Origin of the sequence: Sphingomonas colocasiae, from assembly GCF_019880585.1 — a bacterium.
GTDB lineage: Bacteria > Pseudomonadota > Alphaproteobacteria > Sphingomonadales > Sphingomonadaceae > Sphingobium_A > Sphingobium_A colocasiae.
Map to the genome: position 1 here is coordinate 206,336 of NZ_JAINVV010000013.1, position 20,990 is coordinate 227,325.

Annotated in this window: 23 protein-coding genes, 1 tRNA gene and 1 pseudogene; 17 read left to right on the plus strand and 8 right to left on the minus strand. The window is 65.7% G+C overall.

The window, feature by feature from the left end:
• Positions 1-38: 38 nt before the first annotated feature.
• Positions 39-221: a CsbD family protein gene (locus K7G82_RS26265; protein ID WP_222993061.1), complete on the minus strand. Its 183-nt coding sequence runs from the start codon at positions 219-221 to the stop codon at positions 39-41.
• Positions 222-415: 194 nt separating this feature from the next.
• Between K7G82_RS26265 and K7G82_RS26270 the strand changes: the two genes are divergently transcribed.
• Positions 416-2,131: a GGDEF domain-containing protein gene (locus tag K7G82_RS26270; RefSeq protein ID WP_222992930.1), complete on the plus strand. Its 1,716-nt coding sequence runs from the start codon at positions 416-418 to the stop codon at positions 2,129-2,131.
• Between the two features lie 90 nt (positions 2,132-2,221).
• On the opposite strand, the gene thiS is transcribed toward K7G82_RS26270, so the two are convergent.
• Positions 2,222-3,223, minus strand: a complete 1,002-nt coding sequence (thiS, locus tag K7G82_RS26275) for a sulfur carrier protein ThiS (RefSeq protein ID WP_222992931.1) — start codon at positions 3,221-3,223, stop codon at positions 2,222-2,224.
• 57 nt (positions 3,224-3,280) lie between these two features.
• Here thiS and K7G82_RS26280 point away from each other — a divergent pair, with 57 nt between their 5' ends.
• The 7 genes from K7G82_RS26280 (at position 3,281) to aat (ending at position 8,597) form a co-directional block, all read left to right on the plus strand.
• Positions 3,281-4,228 carry a DUF481 domain-containing protein gene (locus tag K7G82_RS26280; RefSeq protein WP_222992932.1) on the plus strand — a complete coding sequence of 316 codons (948 nt, stop codon included), beginning with the start codon at positions 3,281-3,283 and terminating at the stop codon, positions 4,226-4,228.
• A gap of 14 nt (positions 4,229-4,242) precedes the next feature.
• Positions 4,243-4,683: a type II 3-dehydroquinate dehydratase gene (gene aroQ, locus K7G82_RS26285; RefSeq protein WP_222992933.1), complete on the plus strand. Its 441-nt coding sequence runs from the start codon at positions 4,243-4,245 to the stop codon at positions 4,681-4,683.
• 38 nt (positions 4,684-4,721) lie between these two features.
• Positions 4,722-5,192 (plus strand): acetyl-CoA carboxylase biotin carboxyl carrier protein, encoded by a 471-nt coding sequence (gene accB, locus K7G82_RS26290; RefSeq protein WP_222992934.1) that lies wholly within the window; start codon positions 4,722-4,724, stop codon positions 5,190-5,192.
• A gap of 8 nt (positions 5,193-5,200) precedes the next feature.
• Positions 5,201-6,565 carry an acetyl-CoA carboxylase biotin carboxylase subunit gene (gene accC, locus K7G82_RS26295; RefSeq protein ID WP_222992935.1) on the plus strand — a complete coding sequence of 455 codons (1,365 nt, stop codon included), beginning with the start codon at positions 5,201-5,203 and terminating at the stop codon, positions 6,563-6,565.
• Between the two features lie 94 nt (positions 6,566-6,659).
• Positions 6,660-7,004 carry an arsenate reductase (glutaredoxin) gene (arsC, locus tag K7G82_RS26300; protein ID WP_222992936.1) on the plus strand — a complete coding sequence of 115 codons (345 nt, stop codon included), beginning with the start codon at positions 6,660-6,662 and terminating at the stop codon, positions 7,002-7,004.
• A 70-nt stretch (positions 7,005-7,074) separates the two neighbouring features.
• Entirely contained in the window at positions 7,075-7,827 is a 753-nt protein-coding gene (locus K7G82_RS26305) for a ParA family protein (RefSeq protein ID WP_246623886.1), read from the plus strand.
• Positions 7,828-7,883: 56 nt separating this feature from the next.
• The gene (gene aat / locus K7G82_RS26310) at positions 7,884-8,597 is read left to right on the plus strand and encodes a leucyl/phenylalanyl-tRNA--protein transferase (RefSeq protein WP_222992937.1); all 714 of its coding nucleotides are present in this window, start codon (positions 7,884-7,886) and stop codon (positions 8,595-8,597) included.
• 35 nt (positions 8,598-8,632) lie between these two features.
• On the opposite strand, the pseudogene K7G82_RS30250 reads toward aat, so the two are convergent.
• From K7G82_RS30250 to K7G82_RS26335, 5 genes and pseudogenes are all read right to left on the minus strand, one after another.
• Positions 8,633-9,088, minus strand: a pseudogene (locus K7G82_RS30250) (DUF2155 domain-containing protein); the annotation flags it as partial.
• Entirely contained in the window at positions 9,070-9,465 is a 396-nt protein-coding gene (locus tag K7G82_RS26320) for an NADH:ubiquinone oxidoreductase subunit NDUFA12 (RefSeq protein WP_222992938.1), read from the minus strand. The gene K7G82_RS26320 and the pseudogene K7G82_RS30250, both read right to left, overlap by 19 nt.
• 58 nt (positions 9,466-9,523) lie before the next feature.
• Positions 9,524-10,024 carry a DUF192 domain-containing protein gene (locus K7G82_RS26325; RefSeq protein ID WP_425517312.1) on the minus strand — a complete coding sequence of 167 codons (501 nt, stop codon included), beginning with the start codon at positions 10,022-10,024 and terminating at the stop codon, positions 9,524-9,526.
• Positions 10,025-10,026: 2 nt separating this feature from the next.
• A complete protein-coding gene (locus tag K7G82_RS26330) occupies positions 10,027-10,515 on the minus strand; it encodes a cold-shock protein (RefSeq protein ID WP_343228657.1) in 489 nt (162 codons plus the stop codon).
• 198 nt (positions 10,516-10,713) lie between these two features.
• A complete protein-coding gene (locus K7G82_RS26335) occupies positions 10,714-11,202 on the minus strand; it encodes a regulatory protein RecX (protein ID WP_246623888.1) in 489 nt (162 codons plus the stop codon).
• 228 nt (positions 11,203-11,430) lie between these two features.
• Here K7G82_RS26335 and K7G82_RS26340 point away from each other — a divergent pair, with 228 nt between their 5' ends.
• From K7G82_RS26340 to rplL, 9 genes are all read left to right on the plus strand, one after another.
• Positions 11,431-13,155 carry a fatty acyl-AMP ligase gene (locus tag K7G82_RS26340; protein WP_222992941.1) on the plus strand — a complete coding sequence of 575 codons (1,725 nt, stop codon included), beginning with the start codon at positions 11,431-11,433 and terminating at the stop codon, positions 13,153-13,155.
• Between the two features lie 86 nt (positions 13,156-13,241).
• Entirely contained in the window at positions 13,242-15,593 is a 2,352-nt protein-coding gene (locus tag K7G82_RS26345) for a putative bifunctional diguanylate cyclase/phosphodiesterase (RefSeq protein ID WP_343228654.1), read from the plus strand.
• A gap of 175 nt (positions 15,594-15,768) precedes the next feature.
• Positions 15,769-15,844 (plus strand) — tRNA-Trp (locus K7G82_RS26350).
• A 138-nt stretch (positions 15,845-15,982) separates the two neighbouring features.
• The gene (gene secE / locus K7G82_RS26355; RefSeq protein WP_222992942.1) at positions 15,983-16,180 is read left to right on the plus strand and encodes a preprotein translocase subunit SecE; all 198 of its coding nucleotides are present in this window, start codon (positions 15,983-15,985) and stop codon (positions 16,178-16,180) included.
• Positions 16,181-16,202: 22 nt separating this feature from the next.
• Entirely contained in the window at positions 16,203-16,739 is a 537-nt protein-coding gene (gene nusG / locus K7G82_RS26360) for a transcription termination/antitermination protein NusG (RefSeq protein WP_222992943.1), read from the plus strand.
• Positions 16,740-16,860: 121 nt separating this feature from the next.
• Positions 16,861-17,292 (plus strand): 50S ribosomal protein L11, encoded by a 432-nt coding sequence (gene rplK, locus K7G82_RS26365; protein ID WP_222992944.1) that lies wholly within the window; start codon positions 16,861-16,863, stop codon positions 17,290-17,292.
• Between the two features lie 4 nt (positions 17,293-17,296).
• Positions 17,297-17,995 carry a 50S ribosomal protein L1 gene (rplA, locus tag K7G82_RS26370; protein ID WP_222992945.1) on the plus strand — a complete coding sequence of 233 codons (699 nt, stop codon included), beginning with the start codon at positions 17,297-17,299 and terminating at the stop codon, positions 17,993-17,995.
• A 445-nt stretch (positions 17,996-18,440) separates the two neighbouring features.
• The gene (gene rplJ, locus K7G82_RS26375) at positions 18,441-18,956 is read left to right on the plus strand and encodes a 50S ribosomal protein L10 (protein ID WP_222992946.1); all 516 of its coding nucleotides are present in this window, start codon (positions 18,441-18,443) and stop codon (positions 18,954-18,956) included.
• 53 nt (positions 18,957-19,009) lie between these two features.
• Positions 19,010-19,384, plus strand: a complete 375-nt coding sequence (gene rplL, locus K7G82_RS26380; RefSeq protein ID WP_222992947.1) for a 50S ribosomal protein L7/L12 — start codon at positions 19,010-19,012, stop codon at positions 19,382-19,384.
• Positions 19,385-19,514: 130 nt separating this feature from the next.
• Here rplL and K7G82_RS26385 read toward each other — a convergent pair whose 3' ends face one another.
• Complete coding sequence (locus tag K7G82_RS26385; RefSeq protein ID WP_222992948.1) at positions 19,515-20,780, minus strand: LPXTG cell wall anchor domain-containing protein; 1,266 nt, start codon at positions 20,778-20,780, stop codon at positions 19,515-19,517.
• Positions 20,781-20,990: the final 210 nt, after the last annotated feature.

Consider the following 20,990-nt stretch of genomic DNA (forward strand, 5'->3'; position numbering starts at 1 on the left):
TCGTTCGCGGGCCAGCATCACCTGAATATCATTCGATCCTATATGTCGTCGCCAAGGGCGCCCTTCACCTTGCCGATGAATTGCTGGCCCTTGCCCTTGCCTTCCTGACGCGCGCCTTCCTCGACCAGGCGCTCGTCGCCTTTTTCGCGGCCGATCGCCTGCTTCACCTTGCCGGCGGCTTCATTGGCATTGCCTTTGATCTTGTCGACCAGTTCACCCATGTCGAGCTCCTTCGGTTCGGGCGGCTGCGAGATGCAGCCTCGATACTCCGAGCCGTCAACCACGAGGGCCATGCGGATGTTCCCGAGATTGCGACGAAGCGTCGCATCGATCGGCAGAGTCGCGCCCGATTAACCGCCACGAAGGGTTTTCACGCTAATCGAGTGCGATGGAGGGCTGTGGGGGGCCATTGCCGATGCGGATATCCGGGATCCTGCTGCGCGCGATGATTGCGCTGGCGAGCCTGTTGCTCGCCCCGCAAATCGCGCATGCGGCAGACCGGGACGCGATCGCGAACCGCCCGGTGTGCGTGCTGCCCGGCGCCACCTCCGCCGATCGGATCTTCGCCACATCGAACCATCCCCGCTGCGGCCCTTATGGCACGGTGCGCGTCGCCTCCGCGCACTGGCGCATCGTTTCGGGCCTGTCGCTCGCGGCGACGCCCGACGACCCATGGACGCTGCGCTGGCAGAATTTCTTCGCCGACCGGGTGACCATCATCGCCCGCTACGCCGATGGCGAGACCGTTTCGGCGGCAGTGGCCGATGGCGATGTCGGCCGATATATCACCATCAACGCGATGGTCGGCCTTCCCCTGCCCGCCCGCGCGGCGCCGATCACGGACATCGCGATCCGCGTCGATGGCGGCCGGATCAACCGTGATCAATCCGATTATTTTTCGCTGGCGCGGCAGAGCGAGATCGCGCGCGACGGCAAAGTCGACCTGCTGATGTGGGGCCTCTTCGCGGGCGTCGCGCTGGCGATGCTCGCCTATAACCTGATGCTCTGGACGGTGCTTCGCTTCCGTTTCCTGCTGCTCTACTGCGTCTCGGTGGCCGCGATCCTCGCCTATGGCGTCACCTGGTCGGGGGGTGTTTTCCTCATCGATCCCGCATTGACGGGCAGTGATGCCGTCAGGATCAATTTCTTCCTGCTGGCGTGCCTGGGCGGTTCGGTGCTGTGGTTCGCCACAAGCTTTTTCGAAGAATGGGCGCTGCCTGCGATCGCGCGCCGCGCCGCCGGTGCGGTCGCCGTGACGCTGATCGGCGCTGGCGCCCTGTTCGCGCTTGGCCCGGCCAGCCATATCGCGCTGCTCGACCGGCTCTATTACGGCGTTTTCGCGATCGCGATACCGACAATGCCCTGTCTCTGCCTGCTTGCCTGGCGTCGCCGCAGTGCCGTCGCCTGGGTGTTCGCGGCGGCCTGGGCGGTTCCGTTCGGCGCAGCGCTGCTCAGGCTGCTCAACGGCTATGACCTGATTCCGACCAGCATCTCGCTGGGCAACAGCACTTTCTATTCGATGTGCTTCGAATCGCTGATCAGCACATTGGGCATCGCCTATCGCATCCGCCAGATCCAGCGCGAGCGCGACGCAGCCAATGCCGAACGCAGCGACCTGAAGCGGCTGGCCGACACCGATCCGCTGACCGGTCTGCTCAACCGGCGCGCCTTTCTGGATGGCGCGATCGAGGCGAGCGACAGCAAGCCCCACCGGCTGATCCTGCTCGACATCGATCATTTCAAGAGCGTCAACGACCGCCACGGCCATCTCACCGGCGATATCGTGCTCAAGGATTTCGCGCTGCTGCTGGCGGCGCTCGCCCCCGCCGGCGCACGCGTCGGCCGGCTGGGCGGCGAGGAATTCGCGGTGCTGATGGCTGCCACCGGCCGCCCGTCCGATTTCGCCGCCGATTTCCTGACGGCACTGCGCACGCTCGACTGCGCGGGCGGACTGCGCATCACCGCGTCGATCGGCGTGGCCGAAGCGAAGCTGGTCGCCGCCGAGGACTGGACGACGCTCTACAAGGCGGCCGATGCCGCGCTGTACGACGCCAAGACAACGGGCCGGAACCGCGCACGCATCCACGGCCGTGCGCCGGACGCACGGCGCGTCTCAACAGCGGCCGCCTAGCAATATCGCGATGCGGCGCGCTTGAGCGTTCGAAGGCCAGCGACACCTCTGCATCCCGAGCTCGGCAGACGGGCCACGCGGCTCCGCGCTTCAGATCAGTCCGGCAAGCGGGCTCGACGGATCGGCATAGCGCCGAACCGCCATGCGCCCGGCGCGATAGGAGAGCCGGCCCGCCTCGACCGCCGCCTTCATCGCACCCGCCATCATCACCGGATCCTTGGCTTCGGCGATCGCGGTATTCATCAGCACGCCATCGCAACCCAGCTCCATCGCGATCGCGGCGTCGGACGCGCTGCCGACGCCGGCATCGACCAGCACCGGCACCTTGGCCCCTTCCACGATCAGCCGGATCGTCACGCGGTTCTGGATACCCAGGCCCGATCCGATCGGCGCGCCCAGCGGCATGACCGCGACCGCGCCCGCATCCTCCAGCCGCTTCGCGGCGATCGGATCGTCGACGCAATAGACCATCGGCTTGAAGCCCTCATTGGCCAGCACCTCGGTCGCGCGCAGCGTCTCGACCATGTCCGGATAGAGCGTCCGCGCCTCGCCCAGCACCTCCAGCTTCACCAGATCCCAGCCACCCGCCTCGCGCGCCAGGCGGAGCGTGCGGATCGCATCCTCGCCGGTGAAGCAGCCGGCGGTGTTGGGCAGATAGGTGATCTTCTTCGGATCGATATAGTCGGTCAGCATCGGCGCACTGGGATCGGCGACATTGACGCGGCGCACCGCGACGGTGACGATCTCCGCGCCCGATGCCGCGACCGCCGCCGCGTTCTGTTCGAAATCCTTGTATTTTCCGGTGCCGACGATCAGGCGCGACCGGAAGGTCTTGCCCGCGACCGTCCAGCTGTCGTCGGTCGATGCGGCATGATCGCCGCCGCCGACGAAATGGACGATCTCGAGTTCGTCGCCATCCTCGACCGGCACGGTGCCGAGCGTCGAGCGCGGCACCACTTCCAGATTGCGCTCCACCGCGACTTTTTCGGGATTGAGGCCGAGTTCGGCGGCGAGGCCGGCCAGCGTCAACCCACCCGCGACGCGGCGATGCTCGCCATTGACGCGGATAGAAATGGTGCCGTCTATGCTCATGGAAGTGTCGCCTGGATTTGCGCGTCGGGAAGGTCGCGCATATAGGAAGCCGTACCGATGCCTGACAAGCACAAGCCATATATATCTGCCGCGCTGCTCTGCGGCCTGATCCTGGCGACGCCCGCCCAGGCCGGATTGCCCGATGGCGTCCGCGCCATGATCGAGGCGGCACGCGACGACGGCAATGCCGAAACCCTGGCCGCCGTCATCCGGCTCGCGCGCCAGACCAATCCGCAGGACACCGCCGAGATCGAGTTGATCGCCTGGTCCGATTCCCGCCTGCTCAGGCCCGCGCCGCAAGCGGCGACGCTCGGCCTGGCGGCATCGCAGCTTCCTTCGCTCGCCATGGCGGCAGCGCCGCCCGAGGCGATCTGGGACGGCGAAGGCGAGCTTGGCGGTTTCCTGACGACCGGCAATTCCGATTCGTTCGGGATCACCGCCGGCATCAAGCTGACGCGCGACATGGGGCGCCTGAAGCACAGCCTGACCGGCCGCGCCGATTATCAGGAAGCGAACCACAAGGTCACCCGCGAATTCTATCAGCTCGGGTACAAGGGCGACCTGAAGCTGAGCGAGCGCGCCTATGCTTTCGGCCTCGCCCAGTTCGAAAGCGATCATCTTGCCGGCTTCGACCAGCGCTGGTCGGTCGGCTCGGGCGTGGGCATCCAGCTCGCCAAGAGCGAAACCTTCAACCTGCGCATCGAGGGCGGCCCGGCATTCCGCCATACCGGCTTCACCGACGGCACCGACGAAGCCAATTTTTCGGGGCGCGGCGCGATCGGAATCGACTGGCGCCTGCGCGAAGGGCTGCGCGCCAAGCAGGATGCGTCGATCTATACCGAAAGCGGCGCGACCAGCATTCAGTCCACCACCGCGCTCGACGCCAAGCTGATGTCGAAGCTGTCCGCGCGCTTCTCCTATTCGCTGCGTTATGAAAGCCAGCCGCTGCCCGGTTCGGTCGGCACCGACACCGTCACGCGCGCCAGCGTCGTCTACGACTTCTGACCCGAAAGGCGCTCATGGCCGAAACGTCCACCGTCTATGTCCTCAACGGACCCAATCTCAACCTGCTCGGCCTGCGCGAGCCCGAAATCTATGGATCCGACACGCTCGACGACATCGCGGCGGCGCTCGAGGACCAGGCGCGCGGGCTTGGTCTGGAGATCGAGCTGCGCCAGTCCAATCACGAAGGCCATCTGATCGACTGGCTGCACGAAGCGAATGCCGAAGGTGCCAAGGGCGTGATCCTGAACGCCGCCGCCTTCACCCACACGTCGGTGGCGCTCCACGACGCGATCAAGGCGATCACCGTACCGGTGATCGAAGTGCATTTGTCGAATCCGCACAAACGCGAGGAATTCCGCCACAAAAGCTTCATCGCCTCGGCCGCCAGGGGAACAATCGCCGGATTTGGCGCGCTTTCCTACACCCTGGCGCTGGACGCCATCGCGCGCTTCTGACAAGGAGCGGCGCTTATGTTGGATAAAAAGAGGGTCGCATGACCGATAGCACCAACGGGGGCTCGATGCAGGTTGACGCGGGGCTGGTTCGCCAGCTCGCCGAATTGCTCGATGAAACGAAGCTCACCGAGATTGAAGTCCAGGACGGCGATCGCCGGATCCGCGTCGCGCGCACCGTGACCGTCAGCGCTGCCCCGGTGGCGGCTGTCGCAGCCGGCGTGCCGAGCGCGGCGCCGGCCGCCGCGGCGGATGCGGCACCGGCCGCCGCCGACCATGCCAATGCGATCAAGTCGCCGATGGTGGGCACCGCCTATCTGTCGCCCGAACCGGGCGCGGCCCAGTTCGTCGCGGTCGGCGCGACGGTGAAGGCGGGCGATACGCTGCTCATCGTCGAAGCGATGAAGGTGATGAACCCGATCACCGCGCCGGCCGCCGGCACGGTGAAGGCGATCCTGGTGGGCAATGGCCAGCCGGTCGAGTTCGACCAGCCCCTGATCGTCGTCGAGTAGGCCATCCCATGGCCATTCAGAAACTCCTGATCGCCAATCGCGGCGAGATCGCACTGCGCATCCATCGCGCGGCGCATGAAATGGGGATCAAGACGGTCGCTGTGCATTCGACGGCGGATGCCGACGCGATGCATGTCCGTCTGGCGGACGAGGCGGTCTGCATCGGCCCGCCGCCCGCCGGCGAAAGCTATCTGAATATCCCGAACATCATTTCGGCGGCGGAGATCACGCACGCCGACGCGATCCATCCCGGCTATGGCTTTCTGTCGGAAAATGCGCGTTTCGCGGAGATCGTCGAACTCCACAACATGATCTTCGTCGGCCCGAAGCCCGAACATATCCGGGTGATGGGCGACAAGGTGGAGGCCAAGCGCACCGCCGGCGCGCTGGGGCTGCCGCTGGTGCCGGGTTCGCCCGGTCCGCTCGAAAGCGTGGCCGAAGCCAAGGCGATCGCCGCCGAGATCGGCTATCCCGTGCTCATCAAGGCCGCATCGGGTGGCGGCGGGCGCGGCATGAAGGTGGTGCCCGACGAATCGCAGCTCGAAACGCTGATGGCACAGGCCGGCAGCGAGGCGAAGGCGGCATTCGGCGATGCGACCGTCTATATGGAGAAATATCTCGGCAACCCGCGCCATATCGAGTTCCAGATCTTCGGCGACGGCAACGGTAATGCGATCCATCTGGGCGAGCGCGATTGCTCGCTGCAGCGCCGCCACCAGAAAGTGCTGGAGGAAGCCCCCTCCCCCGTCATCAGCACCGAAGTGCGCGAACATATGGGCAGGCTCGTCGCCAAGGCGATGGCGGACATGGGCTATCGCGGCGCCGGCACGATCGAGTTCCTCTACGAGGACGGCGAATTCTACTTCATCGAGATGAACACCCGCCTGCAGGTGGAGCATCCGGTGACCGAGGCGATCACCGGCCTGGATCTCGTCCGCGAGCAGATCCGCATCGCCGAGGGTCATCCGCTGACACTGCGCCAGGAAGACGTGATCTTCCGCGGCCATGCGATCGAATGCCGCATCAATGCGGAGGATCCCAGGACCTTCGCGCCTTCGCCCGGGCTGGTGAAGAACTATCATGCCCCTGGTGGCATGAACGTGCGCGTCGATAGCGGCCTGTATGCCGGCTATCGGGTACCACCCTATTATGACAGCATGATCGCCAAGCTGATCGTTTACGGCACCACGCGTGCCGGCGCGATCCGCCGCCTGCGCCGCGCGCTGGAGGAATTCGTCGTCGACGGGATGAAGACGACGATTCCGCTTCACCAGGCGCTGATCGAAGATCCCGAGTTCCAGTCGGGCGATTATACGATCAAATGGCTGGAGGAATGGCTGGCGAACCAGGATGGAACCACTGGCGCCCCTTGATCGTCATTCCGGCGAAAGCCGGGGTCTGCCGGTCAGATCGCGCCATATCCTGTGAAAGATGCCGGCCCTTGCCGGCATGACGAGAGAGAAGCTGATGAAAGCGACCATCTGGCATAATCCGCGTTGCAGCACGTCGCGCAAGACGCTGGAGATTCTCCAGAACACCGCCGGCGTCGAGATCGAGGTGATCGAGTATCTGAAGACCCCACCGAGCCGCGAGACGCTCGCCGCGCTCTACAAGCGGGCCGGCATCACGCCGCATCAGGGGCTGCGCGGCAAGGAGCCGCTGGCGCGCGATCTCGATCTTGCGCATGTCAGCGAAGCGGCGGTGCTCGACGCGATGGTTTCCGATCCGATCCTGATCGAACGCCCGATCGTCGAGACCGAAAAAGGCGTCCGCGTCTGCCGCCCGATCGAAACGGTCAACGAAATCCTCTGAACACCACGCGCGGCATTGCCAACCGCAACGAAGCTGTCACATTTCTTCCGTCTAGAGCGATGGAGGACCAATGGGAACAGAGCGGGAAATGGCGACGATCGCGGTGTACAGCCTGAAGGGTGGCGTCGGTAAGACCACGCTTGCGGTCAATCTCGCCTGGTCTTCCGCGATCCAGTCCTCTCGGCGCACCCTGCTCTGGGATCTCGATCCGCAAGGGGGCGCCAGCTATCTGATCGGCGACGGCAAGGCGATGAAGGATCGCGCCCAGGCCGTCTTCGCCAAGGATGTCGAACCCGAAAAGCTGATCCGCCCCTCCACCATCGAGCGGCTGGACCTGCTGGCGGCCGATACGTCGCTGCGCGGGCTCGACCGGCTTTTCTTCACGCTCGACAAGAAGAAGCGACTGGCCAAGCTGCTCGAATCGCTGGCGAAACACTATGATCGCGTCATCCTGGATTGCCCGCCTGGCCTCACCGAAACCAGTGAGCAGGTGATGCGCGCGGCTGATATCATCCTGTCCCCCGTCATCCCCTCGCCGCTCTCGGAACGCGCGCTCGACGAGATCCTGTCCTTCCTCGATCGACAGAGCGGGCGGCACGCGCCGATCCTGCCCGTCTTCTCGATGGTCGATCGCCGCCGCGCGCTGCATCGCGCCGCGATGGAAGGACATGCCGACTGGCCGGTGATTCCGATGGCCAGCGCGGTCGAGCAGATGGCGATCCATCGCTCGGCCATCGGCGCCTTCGCCCCCTCTTCGCCCGCGGCCCAGGCCTTCGCGACATTGTGGAAAGGCATAGAGCGCCGGCTGACCAGGACGAATTGATCGCGCGCCCGAAGCTCGCCGTTGATTGCAGCGAAAGGCGACGCCATATTTCCATCGTGCAACCGCTCGATACCACCATGCTGCTGCGCGCCTATGGGTGCGGCGTGTTTCCCATGGCGGACGATCGCGCCGCCGATCGGGTCTTCTGGGTGGAGCCCAAGAAGCGCGGCGTGCTGCCGCTCGATGGCTTCCACCTGTCGCGCTCGCTGGCCAAGACGCTGAAATCCGATCGTTTCCAGGTGACCGTCAACACCGCCTTCGATCAAGTGATCGCCGCCTGCGCGGAGGAGACGGCGGATCGCCCCGGCACCTGGATCAACGCGCAGATCGAACGCGCCTGCCACGAACTCCACATGCGCGGCCATGCCCATTCGGTCGAGACCTGGCATGACGGCGTTCTGGTCGGCGGGCTTTACGGCATCACGCTGGGCCGCGCCTTTTTCGGGGAGAGCATGTTCAGCCGCATGCGCGACGCGTCCAAGGTCGCGCTCGCCCATCTCGTCGCGCGCCTGCGGGTCGGCGGCTACACCTTGCTCGATTGCCAGTTCATCACCGACCACCTCGCATCATTGGGGGCGATCGAAATCCCGCGCGAGGATTATGTGGCGTTGCTCGACGGTGCGCTTTCCGCCGGCTCCTCGGCGGCTCCACCACCCGATTTCCGCGCGCTCGACCGGCCGGCCGCGCCCGATTCCCCGGCCGAAACGGTTTCGGTTTCCGTGCCGATATCGGGGAAGCGCATCGTGCAGGCCTTGGCCCAGACATCGTAGACCGGATGCTCGACCATGTTGAGCGACGGCGATTCCTTGTAGAGCCAGCCTGAAAAGGCACGACGCCATTTATCGTCGGCGCCGCGCACGTCGAGCTGGACGAAGGCGCCCGTCAATTGCTCGGGCTCCCAGGGCGCGGTCTGTTCGCAGGCGCGCAGCCGCACGATCACATCACCAACCCGCAATGCCTGACCGGGCTTCATGCGCAGATCGCGCGACAGGCCATTGCGCTTGTTGAGCAGGCCGATCACCGCCTCGCGCTCGGCCATGGGCGTCGTTCCACGCGAAGGCGGCGGGGCCGCCGGCGCGGTGTTCGCCCGCGCTGGTGCTGCGGGCGCATCGGCCGAACTTGCGGCATTCGACGCTTCGCTGCCGGTGGCGGCGGGCTCCGCCTGATTCTGCAATGCCATCGCCGCGCCCCAGCCGGCCAGGATCAACCCGGCGACGCCCAGACCGGCGACGAGCCGACGATTCATGCGTCGGGCGCCCATGCCTCATAATCCCCGGTGGCCTGCGCGCGACGGCCGCCGGCCTCGAGCGCGCCGGCCGGGCGATAGGCGCTTCCGGTTCCGGTCAGATTCGGAGTCGCCTCGCGCTGCCAGGGCCGCGGGCTCGGCAGCGCTTCGGATGGGACGGCATCGAGCGTGCCGTGCAGCCAGCCATGCCATTCGGGCGGCACGCGGCTCGCATCGTTCGCGCCCTTGTAGATCACCCAGCGGCGTTTACGGCCATTTTCAGCCTTTTTCGCCTCGTAATAGATATTGCCCAGCGCATCCTCGCCGACGCGCTCGCCGCCGAAGATGGTGCCCATCGCGGTGCCGAAGGTCGCGCCTTCCCACCAGGTGAAGATGTTCTTGAAGATGCCCATTGCGCGTTCCCGTTACCCGATGGCGCGGCCGGAGAAAACCGTTTTGCGTCGCGCGCGACTATTTCGCCGCCGGCCCGTCCGGCCAGCTCACCTGATCGCCCTCCGCAATGCCGAGCGCGGCGGCGCGCCCGCCGGCGATTTCGAGCACGGCGATCACCGGTTCGCCCGATTCGACCTGATCGAGCGATTCCGGCACCGTCTCTTCCGCGATCCGCGCGATACTGCCATCCTGGCGGATGAAAATCATGTCGAGCGACATCACCGTGTTCTTCATCCAGAAAGAGCGCGGCTCGGGCTGCGCGGACGGAAACAGCATCCCGCCATCGGCCGGCAGCGAGGTGCGATACATCAGCCCGCGCTGCTGCTCCACTTCGGTGCGCGCCATTTCGACGCGAAACTTGTGAACGCCCGTTGCCGCGTGAATCGAGAGCGGAACGCGCTCCACCGCGGTCTCGCTCCCCGATCCCGTCGGCTCTTCCGTTCCCGCGCCGCCTTTTCCCTGGCAGCCGTACAGGGCAACTGCGGCCGCGAGGGCCACCATCAGCATTAGCGGCCGCATGACTATTCGATCGGCTCGACCAGAACGGCCAGCAGCCCCTTGTTGCCGCTGACGCAACGCGCACGGAGCGGCTGGCCCGGTTCGACTTCCGCCAGGCCGGCGCGGCGCAGCGTTTCCATATGGACGAAGATATCGGTCTCTCCGTCCGCGCGCAGCAGGAAGCCATAACCCTTCACGCGGTTGAACCATTTGACCTGAACCGGCTCGAACGGCCCCGCCTGATCGATCATGTCGGCCGGATCGACGCGGTCACGCCGCTCCGGCGTCATGCGTTCGGGATCGGGAACGATCGCCGTATCCAGATCGAAGGACAGGATCTCGCGCGCCTGCAGGCCGCGATTGCGGCGCACCGCCAGGCAGCTCACCCGCGTGCCTTCGGGCAGGCTGCGCCGCCCGTGATCCCGCAATACCGAAAAGTGGATCAGCACGTCGCCCGCGCCGTCATCCGACACCATGAAGCCGAAGCCCCGCGTCGAATCGAACCATTTCATCGTGCCGTCATGTTTTTCCAGCACTTCGGTTGCGACAATGCTCCCCCCGATCTCCTCGATCGGCGGGTCCGCGCCTTGCGCGTTACTGTGCATAGCTCCGGACTCTTGCACGCGAGCCCATCTCCCCCAAGAATGAGTCTCCAACCCATGGCGTAACACAATTCCGTTCGTTTCCGAAACCGGGGAAGCACAATTGTTTCAATTCGGGGCTTCGGGGACTTCGCCAGGCTCTGAATCGACGAGAATCCTTGCGATTTCAAACGTGTGCCCGGCCCTCATCAATGCGGCCAGCGCCTTGTCGCGCGCAGGGCCGGGCTCCGGCGAATCGGCGGCGAAGGGGCCGATCCGCCGCCGCCGTGCGAAGGCGAGCGCCGCATCCCACGCCGCCGCGCCGGCCGCTTCGCCAGCGGCCTGCCCGTCCGCCTCGTCGATGCCCGCCATTCTCAGCGCATCCGCGATGCGGCGCGGCCCATAGCCCCTGCGCGCCAGCCCGGCGGCGCGGGTCTCGGCAAAGGCGCGATCGTCGACATAGCCGAGCGCCGCCATCCGCTCGACGATCGCCTCGACCGGCGGGGCATCATCGCCCTGCCAGCCCCGCTCACGGAGCTTGCGCGTCAGATAGGATCGCAGTTTCCCGCGGGTCGTGGCGTATCGCGCGACATGATTGAGCCCGAGCTGTCGCAGCATTTCAGCATCAAGCGGCTTTGGGGCTCTGCGCTTCTCTTTGGTCACCGCCATGTTTATGCCACAGTCGAGCCGGATTTTGAACGCGTCCACTGCGCTAAGAAAGCAGGTTCATGGTGGGGAAATCCTGTGCGGACGGCGCGAGCAATGCGCGCGATGCCGGGAAGAATGAGAGCAAGGAAGATGCTGGAGCTCGCAGAACCCAAGATTTCCGCTGTTAAGGTCGCAGGAATGAATATGCTTGAGCCGACGCCGATCGAGGACAATCTCGCGCGCCGCTATTCCGATTTCGAAACTCTGGGCGAAGCGCTCGACTATGCCGCCCAGGGCGTACGCGGACTCAATTTCCACGACGCCCGCGGTGCGCTGGTGCGTCCCTATCGCTTTTCCGAACTGCGACGCGATGCGCTCGACTGCGCCTATCGCCTGATCGCGCACGGCGTGAAACCGGAAGATCGCATCGCCCTGGTCGCCGAAACCGGCGCCGAATTCGCGGCGCTGTTCTTCGGCACCATCTATGCCGGCGCATGGCCGGTGCCGCTGCCGCTGCCGACATCGTTCGGCGGCCGCGACTCCTATGTCGACCAGCTCAGCGTCCAGCTCCGCAGCGCCGATGCGAAGATGCTGCTCTATCCCGCGGAACTGGCGGGCATGGCCGGCGACGCCGCCACCGCATGCGAGGTCGAGGGCGTGGACTGGGAGAGCTTCGGCGCCGCCGCGGCCGAACCCGTCACGCTCCCGCAGGCGAGCGAGGGCGATATCGCCTATCTCCAATATTCCAGCGGATCGACGCGCTTCCCGCATGGCGTCGCGATCACGCATCGCGCCCTGCTCGACAATCTGGCCGCGCATTCGCACGGCATGGAACTGCAGGACAGCGATCGCTGCATCTCGTGGCTGCCCTGGTATCACGACATGGGGCTGGTGGGCTGCTTCCTGTCGCCCATCGCCAACCAGGTTTCGACCGATTATCTGAAGACCGAGGATTTCGCGCGCCGCCCGCTCGCCTGGCTCGACCTGATCAGCCGCAATCCCGGCACGTCGATGAGCTATTCGCCGACCTTCGGCTATGACATCTGCGCGCGCCGCATCTCCAGCCAGACCAATACAGACCGGTTCGATCTGTCGCGCTGGCGGATCGCCGGCAATGGCGCCGACATGATCCGCCCGGACGTGATGCAGAGCTTCGTCGACGCATTCGCGAGCGCCGGCTTCAAGGCATCCGCCTTCGTGCCGAGCTATGGCCTCGCCGAAGCGACGCTCGCGGTCTCGATCATGCCGCCGGGCGAAGGCATCGTCGTCGAGCTGGTCGAGGAGACCGAGCTTTCGGGCGCCATGGGCAACAGCGATCGCCCGCAGCGCTACCGCGCCGTCGTCAATTGCGGGAAGCCGTGCCGCGACATGGAGGTGCAGATCCGCGAGGAAGACGGCACACCGCTTCCCGATCGCGCGATCGGGAAGGTGTGGTGCCGTGGATCGTCGGTGATGGTCGGCTATTTCCGCGATCAGGAAGCCACCGATGCCTGCCTGAAGGACGGTTGGCTCGATACAGGCGACATGGGCTATATGTCGAACGGCTATGTCTATATCGTCGGCCGGGCGAAGGACATGATCATCATCAACGGCAAGAACCACTGGCCGCAGGACATCGAATGGGCCGTGGAGCAGCTTCCCGGGTTCAAGTCCGGCGACATCGCCGCCTTCGCGATCACCACGCCGGGCGGCGAGGAAACCCCGGCGGTGCTCGTCCAGTGCCGCACCTCCGACAATGCCGAGCGCGCGCGCCTGCGCGACGAGATCCGCGACAAGGTCCGCTCGATCACGGGCATGAACTGCGTCGTCGAACTCGTGCCGCCCCGCACCTTGCCCCGCACCAGCTCGGGCAAGCTCAGCCGCGCAAAGGCGCGCAACCTCTATCTTTCCGGCGAGATCCAGCCGCTCGACATCGCTGCCTGAGCGCCGACCGCGCAAAAAGGGGACGGCAGGCGTTTTTTTGGCATTTCTCAACCGATCGCTAACCAGTTGCCGGTTAACCGTTCCAGGTGGACCAGAATACGCAGATCGATGAGACGGCGCCGCGCATCGGCTGGGCGGCAGCGCTAGGCCTGACCGAGGACAAGGGCCTGGACTGGGGCGCGATTCGCGCCGCCCAGCTCAACGCGCTCTACAAATGTGCGCTGGTCCGCTTCCTTGCCGTGCTCGGCGGCGCGACGCTGATCTGCGTGGCGCATGCCACGGTGGTCCAACCGTTGATCCTCTACGGCTGGGGCTTCGCCATCGTCGCGCTCGGCCTGCACATCGCCTCGCGCAAATGGCGCGTGCGCGACTGGGAAATGCGAAGCGCGACCCGCACCGAACTGCATCGCGAAACGATCGCCCTGTTCGCGTCCGGCGTGCTTTGGGCCGTGCCGCCGCTGTTTTTCGTGAAGGGCGGGATCAACGAGATTCTCGTCATATGGTCGGTGCTCAGCAGCCTGGCCGCGGCTGCGGCGCTGGTGCTGACGGTGGCGCCGCTGGGAACGATGCTGTTCATCGCCGTGCTCGGCGCCGCGCTCAGCGCGATGGCGTTCAATCTGGGCCTGACGATGCTCGCCAGCGCGAACATCGTGTTCACGATGATGCTGGCCGGAATGGCGTTTCTGAGCGGCAAGCGCTTCATCGATTCGATGGTGTCGGACCAGGCGCTCACCGAAAAGAAGGAAGTCGTCAGCCTGTTGCTGCGCGAGTTCGAGGATACCGGCGCGGACTGGCTGTGGCAGACCGATGCCGCGCGCTGCCTCACCCATGTCTCTCCACGCTTCGCATCGGCATTGGGCGTCGAGCTTGCCGAGCTGGAGGGCAAGCAGCTGCTGCGCATCTTGGCCGGCGAAAGCTGGGAAGCGGGCAATTTCGCCTCGGGCCTGCGCGAACTGGCGGAGAAGCTGAAGCGGCGCGAAAGCTTCGCCGACCTCATCCTGCCCGTGAAGATCGCGGGCGCCACGCGCTGGTGGGAATTGTCCGCCTCGCCGCGTTTCGACGATCGCGGCGCGTTCCTGGGGTTCCGGGGCGTCGGCTCGGACGTCACCGCGCAGCGCGATTCGGCCGACAAGATCAACCGCCTGGCGCGCTACGACACGCTGACCGGCCTGCCCAACCGCATGATGATCAACGAGACGCTGGCGCGCGCGATGCAGCATGCCGAACAATGGCGCAGCCAGTGCGGTTTCATGATGATCGATCTGGATCGCTTCAAGGCGGTCAACGATACGCTCGGCCATCCGATCGGCGACCGGTTGCTGAGCCGCGTCGCCGAACGGCTGCGGCAATTGATGACCGAGAACGAACTGTGCGGCCGCCTGGGCGGCGACGAGTTCGCGGTGGTGTTGCTCGACGTACGCGACCAGAGCCGGGTCGACGCGCTTGCCCATGCCGTCATCGAGGCGCTGACACGGCCCTATGAAGTGGACCAGCACACGCTCTATATCGGCGCGAGCGTCGGCAGCGCGATCGGCCCGCGCGACGGGCGCACCGCGGAAATGCTGATCCGCAGCGCCGATCTCGCGCTCTACCGGTCCAAGGATGCCGGCGGCGGCAAGCATAATTGCTACGAACCGCAGCTCCATGCCAATGCCGAGGAACGCCGCACGCTCGAGATCGCGCTGCGCAGCGCGCTCGAAAAGGGCGAATTCCACCTCGTCTATCAGCCCGTCGTTTCCGCCGATGATTCGGCGATCGAGGGATTCGAGACGCTGCTGCGCTGGACGCATCCCGAAATGGGCGTGATCCCGCCCTACAAGTTCATCACCGTGGCCGAGGATGCGCGCCTGATCGCCCCCATCGGCGAATGGGTGTTGCGCACCGCGTGCGAGGAAGCGGTCAATTGGCCGTCCACCGTGCGCGTCGCGGTCAACGTCTCGGCCGAACAGCTCAGCGATCCCAATTTCGTGACCGCCGTGATCTCCGCCCTGTCGCACAGCGGCCTGCCGCCGCACCGGCTGGAGCTGGAAGTAACCGAAAGCGTGTTCCTGCGCGAAGGGACCGGGGCGATCGCGATTCTCGATCAGATACTCGGCCTGGGCGTCCGGCTGGCGCTCGACGATTTCGGCACCGGCTATTCCTCGCTCGGCTATCTCCGCAAGACGCAGTTCTCGACGATCAAGATCGATCGCAGCTTCGTCCAGGGCGCCGCCAAGAAGAGCGCGGAGAGCCTGGCGATCATCCGCGCGGTCGTCGCCATGGCGGACAGCCTGGGCATGACCACCACCGCCGAGGGCGCCGAAACCGAGGAAGAGTTCGAGATGATCCGCGAACTCGGCTGCACCAAGGTGCAGGGCTATCTGTTCGGCAAGCCGATGGTGGCGGAGGAAGCCCGCAAGCTGATGGTGCGCGCCCAGCAGCGCCGCGCCGCCGCCTGATCTACATATGCGCGATCTCGAAGATGCTGACGCACGCTCGATCGTTTCGCTCAAGCGCCGCGCGGGCTGATGCCAAGTCTCGATGAGGTGCGCTCATGGAGACTTGGCAAGACAGGTGCTTCCAGCCCTTGCGTCCGCCCCTGTCCCTCGCTATGTCGCCCGTCTTCCCGGTCCTAGGGGTATAGCTCAGCTGGTAGAGCATCGGTCTCCAAAACCGAGGGTCGTGGGTTCGAGTCCCTCTGCCCCTGCCACGCTTGCCACGGTTGGCGGCGCGGTATAATGACCCGGGATGCGACAGAGAGGTCACGGGGCGCTCCGGTCGAAAGACACGGAAGTCGTCTGGTGACCATTTGTCGTTGGTATTGATGAATTTTTCGAAGGCTCGAACAGTGGCGAAGGTCAATCCCGGCGAATTCATCCGGCAGGTGCGGGCAGAGACGGCGAAGGTCGTCTGGCCGACCGGCAAGGAAACCGTGATGACCGCGGTCATGGTGCTCATCATGACGACGATCCTCGCGCTCTTCTTCTTCGGGATCGATTCGGCGTTCAGCGCCATCGTCCGCGCATTGCTCGGCCTGATCGGCTGAGCCGGAGCTAATAGGGAAACGCATGTCGCGCTGGTACATCATCCACGCCTATTCGGGCTTCGAGAACAAGGTCCGTGACTCGATCATGGCCGAAGCGACGCGCATGGGGCTCGAAGCGCTCGTCGAATCCGTCGAGGTGCCGACCGAGACCGTGACCGAGGTTCGCCGCGGCAAGAAGATCCAGTCCGAACGCAAGTTCTTCCCCGGCTATGTGCTGGCGAAGCTGTCGATGAACGACGATGTCTATCACCTGGTGAAGAACACGCCGAAGGTGACGGGCTTCCTCGGCTCGTCGGGCAAGCCGCAGCCGATCAGCGAGGCGGAAGCCGCGCGCATCCTCAACACCAAGGAGGAAGCCGCCGCGGCGCCCAAGCACCAGATCAAGGTGGATTACGAGATCGGCGACAGCGTCAAGGTGCTCGATGGCCCCTTCGCCAGCTTCAACGGCATCGTCGAGGAACTGGATTTCGAGAAGAACCGCGTCAAGGTTTCGGTCTCGATCTTCGGCCGCGCCACCCCCGTCGAGCTCGATTTCGAGCAGGTCGAGCGCGCCAAGTAAGAATTTGGGGGCATGCCCCCGAATGCCTGCGGGAGGGTCGCTTCGGCGTCCCGTCAAACCGCTAAGCTTGAAACTGGGCAAGGCCGTCGCGCCGGGCCCGACTACAGAGTGAGAATGGACAATGGCTAAGAAGATAACGGGCTATATCAAGCTCCAGGTGCCCGCGGGCGCCGCCAATCCCTCCCCGCCGATCGGCCCTGCCCTGGGTCAGCGCGGCGTGAACATCATGGAATTCTGCAAGGCGTTCAACGCGGCGACCGGCGATCTCGAAAAGAGCATGCCGATCCCGACGATCATCACCGTCTATGCGGATCGCAGCTTCAGCTTCGAAACCAAGACGCCGCCGGCGACCTACCTGATCAAGAAGGCCGCCGGTCTCAAGTCGGGTTCGAAGGAGCCCGGCAAGGTTTCCGCCGGAAAGATCGCGCGCTCAAAGCTGGCCGAGATCGCCGAAGTGAAGATGAAGGACCTGAACGCCAACGACATCGAGGCCGCGACCAAGATCATCGAAGGCTCCGCCCGCGCGATGGGTCTCGAAGTGGTGGAGGGCTGAACCAATGGCATTTCAGAGCAAGAAGGCGAAGACGCTCGCCCAGACCATCGACCGTGACAAGCTGCACGGCGTCGACGAAGCGATCGCGCTGGTGAAGGCGAACGCGACGGCCAAGTTCGACGAGACCATCGAACTCGCGCTGAACCTGGGCGTCGACCCCCGCCACGCCGACCAGATGGTCCGCGGCGTCGTCACCCTGCCCAAGGGCACCGGCAAGACCGTTCGCGTCGGCGTGTTCGCCCGTGGCGACAAGGCCGAGGAAGCCAAGGCCGCCGGCGCCGACGTCGTCGGCGCGGAAGACCTGCTCGAGATCGTCCAGGGCGGCAAGATCGAGTTCGATCGCTGCATCGCGACCCCGGACATGATGGGCCTGGTCGGCCGCCTCGGCAAGGTGCTGGGCCCCAAGGGCCTGATGCCCAACCCGAAGCTCGGCACCGTGACCCCCAATGTCGGCGAAGCCGTCAAGGCCGCCAAGGGCGGTCAGGTCGAGTATCGCGTCGAAAAGGCCGGTATCATCCATTCGGGCATCGGCAAGGCGAGCTTCCCCGCCGAGGATCTGCGCGCGAACTTCGACGCGCTGGTCGACGCGGTGATCAAGTCCAAGCCGTCGGGCGCGAAGGGCAAGTATGTCCGCAAGATCGCGCTGAGCTCCTCGATGGGCCCCGGCGTCAAGGTCGACACGGCCGAAGTCGCCGCGGCGTAAGCCGGCGATCCCGACAGAAACAGGGAGGCCGGGGCGCGAGCTCCGGCCTTTTTGTTGGTGGGGATGACCTCTCGTCACGCCACCCCATCAACATGGCGCCTGATCCCCGCGCCGTTTGAACTGAGCCCATCGAAGCCCTGCAGCAGCCCGACTTCGCGGGATCGGACCGCTTCTCCTTGACCCCGCCCCTGAATCTGCTATGCGCCGCGCCTTGATCATTGGGCTCGCCCGATGATCATGCCGTCCGAGACAGTTGGTGAAGGCGATCCGGCCTTCTTAATATCCAGCCTAGACGGGGAACAGTTTTCCGCCCGCGTCGCGCCTTGTGCGCCCGCCGGGCTTCTGCCGACAGGCAGGTGACCATTCCCCTCGGACTTGTATCGCCCGCGGCTTGCCGCGGGTTTAGCCGCTTGCCGGATTTCCGGCAGGCATAGTGGAGAATGGCATGGATCGTGCTCAAAAAGCCGAGCTGGTCGCAACGCTGAACCGCACCTTCACCGAGACCAGCGTGGTGGTTGTCACCCGCAATCTCGGCCTCACCGTGGCGCAGTCCACGGCGCTCAGGACGAAGATGCGCGACGCTGGCGCCAGCTACAAGGTCGCGAAGAACAAGCTTGCCAAGCTCGCAATCGAGGGCACCGCCTACGCCCCCATCAGCGATCTGCTGACGGGCCCGACGGCGCTCGGCACCTCCGCCGATCCGGTGGCACCTGCAAAGGTGATCGTGGAGTTCGCGAAGACCAACGACAAGTTGGAAATCGTGGGCGGCGCGATGGGCGAGACGCTTCTCGATGCAGAGGGAATCAAGGCGCTCGCCGCGCTGCCCTCGCTTGACGAACTGCGCGCCAAGATCGTGGGCCTCGTCGTTGCACCCGCAACCAAGCTCGCGACCATCACTCAGGCACCGGCGGCTCAGATCGCCCGCGTCCTTTCCGCGCATGCGGAAAAGGAAGCCGCCTGATCACCTGACTGAAACCCGAATGGCGGGCCGATGCCCGCATATGGAGACTACACATGGCAGACCTGAACAAGCTCGTTGACGATCTTTCGGCCCTCACCGTTCTCGAGGCGGCCGAGCTCTCGAAGCTCCTCGAAGAAAAGTGGGGCGTTTCGGCCGCTGCTGCGGTTGCGGCTGCGCCGGCTCAGGGTGGCCCCGCCGCTCCGGCCGCTGAAGAGAAGACCGAGTTCGACGTCGTCCTCGTCAGCGACGGTGGCAAGAAGATCAACGTCATCAAGGAAGTCCGCGCGATCACCAACCTGGGCCTGACCGAAGCCAAGGCGCTGGTCGAGTCGGCTCCGAAGGCGATCAAGGAAGGCATCAGCAAGGACGAGGCCGAGAAGCTGAAGAAGCAGCTCGAAGAGGCCGGCGCGACCGTCGAACTGAAGTAAGTTCGCACGTACGCCTCCAGCGCGACTGGCGCCTGATCCACGCGATCGGGCTTCAGGCTGGAACGGACACGGAAAGGGCGGCTCCGCATGGAGCCGCCCTTTCTCGTTATCCGGAACCGCCGGGCGATCGTCAGGCGTGCTGCGGCTCCGCATGGAGGCGCGCATCGATATCCTCGTGCATGCCCGTCGGCCGGTCGGTCGAGAAGCCCTCGATCACCTCGCCGCGCGCCAAGCCGATCTCGAAGGACGCCGATGTGCGCCCTTCCCCGCCGCCCGGCAGGGTGTAACGGGCATCGGCGACCAGCACCGGCAACACGCTGCCATCCACGCCATGATCGGTCGGCAGAGCGATCGCCGCCTCGATCCGAGTGCCGTCACCCGGCGCAAGCGTGACCTCGGACAGCTTCGCCCCGGCGGGCGGATCGATCAGGAGTTGCTCCATCTCCGATTCCTGCGCCGAGCCGGCGGCGAACATCCATGTCGAAATGCGCACGTCGCGGGCAGGCACATCGCCCGCATTGCTGACGGTCAGCTCGAATTCGACCACCGCGTCGTCGCGATTGGTGCCGGCGCGCATCGGGCGCATCATCAGTTCCAGCCAGGGCCGCCCCGCCGGCGCATCCGATGCCGCGACCATCGCGTCGATATCCGCGCTGTCGGGTTCGCCGACGGACACCTTGTCGATCTCGCCGATCGGATCGGCCGAATGCGTTTCGGCGACGACCAGATCCGGCCGGGGGGCTGCGGGAACATGGAGCGCCGCCGCCGGCACGACCGGCGCGGCCGCGGTCATCGCGTCGGGCACGGGCTCGACGAACGGCGCGGGCACAGGCTCCTCATACTCCCCGTCGAAATACCCCTCCACCCCCTCATATTCGGCTTCGCGGCGACGGCGCCAGGCGAGCAACCCGGCGATCGCGCCGATCACCGCAAGCCCGAGAACCAGCCAGAGCCACGGCGTATTGCCGGTTTCGGCCGGTGCCGGAGCGACAGGATCGGCGGCTACGGGGCCGGTCGCGACCGGATCGATCGGCTGCGGCGCGATCTCGGCAGCCGGCGCCACCGGCGCCGGAACAGGCGTGAGCGCGGGCGTGGCGGCAGCCGGCACGGCGACCGTGGCCGCCGCCACGGGCGCAGCGGGCTTCACATCCCGCACGCGCGGCCGTGGCGCGGGTCGCTCGGCCGTGCGACGCTGTGGCGCTGCCGCCGGTTGCTCGACCTCGGCGACGGGCGCCGGACTGGGCACGACCGAGACCACGGGCGGCGGGGCGACCTGTGGCGTGGGCGCCGCCGTGGTGACCACCGGTGGGGGTACGGTCTGCGCGGGCACCGGCAAGGGCTGGATATCCTGCGCGAACGACGGGGTTGCGGGGAGCGCGACGGCCGCCAACAGCATGGCAATCGCGGGGCGATGGGGGTTCGAATGCTGCTTCATGACAGGCCGACAACGATTTTCGTGGAGGTCCGGGCTCCGCTCGTCGCAGAAACTGCGATGGATCGTTCCATCCCGACGCCCGGCCGAGGATGGATGGCGGTTTGACATCGCCGCACCCGCCCCCTATATCGCGCCTCTTCACCACAGCCTTTCGGGAAATGATGCGCCGTC